Raw genomic sequence first — 1,929 nt, forward strand, 5'->3', positions numbered from 1 at the left:
GAAACACTATCATTTTCAAATATTGGATACCACGGATTTTATGTTGGTGGTGACCATAAATATGTGATCTTAGCCAGATCTGAAAACGAAATGAGTTTAAGAACTGTAGGTGCAGACGGAAATGGTTGGTTTGCAATATTAATTGCAGATGAATAAGAATTAATTTAAAAAAGAAGGGGTGGCTTCACCCCTTCTTTTTATATTCCTTTTAACATATCAGATTTCAAAAAACATCATTTTATGCTTATTTTTTTCAAATTACATAAGATTATTCTTACTGCATTATTATTTTCAATGCTGTTATTTTCTTGTGGAGGCGGAAGCGATGATAGCGATCCAATTGACACAAGTACCCCTACTAACCTTACGCTCACAGCAACTCTTGCTGGAGCAAACACTAACAATCCTAATGGAGATGGCAGTGGCGTAGTTATTTTTAACTTTTCAGCCGATAATGCCACTTCTTATAAAATTAATTTTGGAAACGGAGATACCACAGAAACTTCATCCAATACTATTTCGTACACCTATACAGGTGGTGGAATAACAAATTATAACGTCTATATTTCAGCTTACAAAGGCGATAAATTTATTTCAAAAAATATAACTATTACCATAAAGGTTAATACTGGTTTGATATTTTCAGATGAATTTGATTCACCAGGTAGCCCAAATACCAGTAAATGGACCTATGACATAGGTGCAGGCGGCTGGGGAAATAGCGAATCACAATATTATACAAGCAGAACAGACAATGTTGTTATTGCTAATGGTATTTTAAAAATTACAGCAAAAAAAGAAAGTTACGAAGGTGCTGAATACACTTCAACCCGTATGAAAACACAAGGGAAATTTGATTTTAAATATGGCAAAGTTGAAGTAAGGGCAAAACTTCCTCAAGGCGGAGGAACTTGGCCCGCAATTTGGATGCTGGGTTCAAATATTTCAACCTTAGGTTGGCCAGCTTGTGGAGAAGTAGACATTATGGAACATGCCGGTAACAGACAAGGAATCGTTCAAAGTGCCATGCACACCCCTTCCAGTTATGGCAACACTTCAAATGTTGGATCACAAACTTTGGCAGATGTTTCAACTGCATTTCATGTTTATGCTGTTGAATGGACTAGCGACAGAATGATATTTTCAGTAGATGGTAAAGTTCATTACACGTATAATCCTGCAACAAAAAATAGCAGTACCTGGCCTTTTGATGCCAAACAATTCCTCATTTTAAATGTAGCCATGGGAGGAACTTTTGGTGGTACCATTGACCCTGCTTTTACACAATCGAGTATGGAAATTGATTATGTAAGGGTTTATCAATAATATTTTTTAGTTCTTGATTACCTGTTTCTTTTTATTTGAAAGGAAACAATCAAAAATATAATTTTAAACATAGCCACCTAAATGGTATGTTAAATTAAGTTATAATAAATGAAAAATAAAATAATCATTATCATGAAACCGCTAATTTTAATGCTTGTTTTTATTGCTCTAAACAATTGCGGCAAACAAAATAATGAAGAAAACAATCCCATTCCCGAAGTGCCTGTAGTTAATAATGAGGTGGATTTTTGGCTCACGAAATCCGACCAATCCATAAAGCTTCAAAAACAAACCGGTATTTTGGCATTTGGAGATTCCTATAATAATTACCCGAATATTGAAGTTAATGATTCTCAAATTTTTCAAACCATTGACGGCTTTGGATTTTCACTTACTGGTGGAAGCGCTCAGGTTATCAATTCATTAAACGCCGATAAAAAACAAGCCTTATTGCAAGAACTATTTGGTACCAATGAAAATGACATTTCTATAAGCTATTTAAGAATAAGTATTGGCGCGTCTGATCTAGACGAATCCGTTTTTTCCTACAATGACTTGCCTGATGGACAAACTGACATGAACTTAACACAGTTCAGCCTTGCC

1 protein-coding gene and 1 pseudogene are annotated in these 1,929 nt (G+C 34.9%); both read left to right on the forward strand.

Going from position 1 to position 1,929, the window contains the following annotated elements:
- Window positions 1-240: 240 nt before the first annotated feature.
- Entirely contained in the window at window positions 241-1,326 is a 1,086-nt protein-coding gene (locus ABY285_RS12560) for a glycoside hydrolase family 16 protein (RefSeq protein ID WP_372770579.1), read from the forward strand.
- 108 nt (window positions 1,327-1,434) lie between these two features.
- Window positions 1,435-1,929: pseudogene (locus ABY285_RS12565) on the forward strand (glucosylceramidase); the annotation flags it as partial.

The organism is Lutibacter sp. (assembly GCF_041555395.1).
Taxonomy (GTDB): domain Bacteria; phylum Bacteroidota; class Bacteroidia; order Flavobacteriales; family Flavobacteriaceae; genus Lutibacter.

Coding starts and splice junctions, on each gene's coding strand:
- ABY285_RS12560 (WP_372770579.1), top strand. CDS start 241: ATGCTTATTTTTTTCAAATTACATAAGATTATTCTTACTGCATTATTA.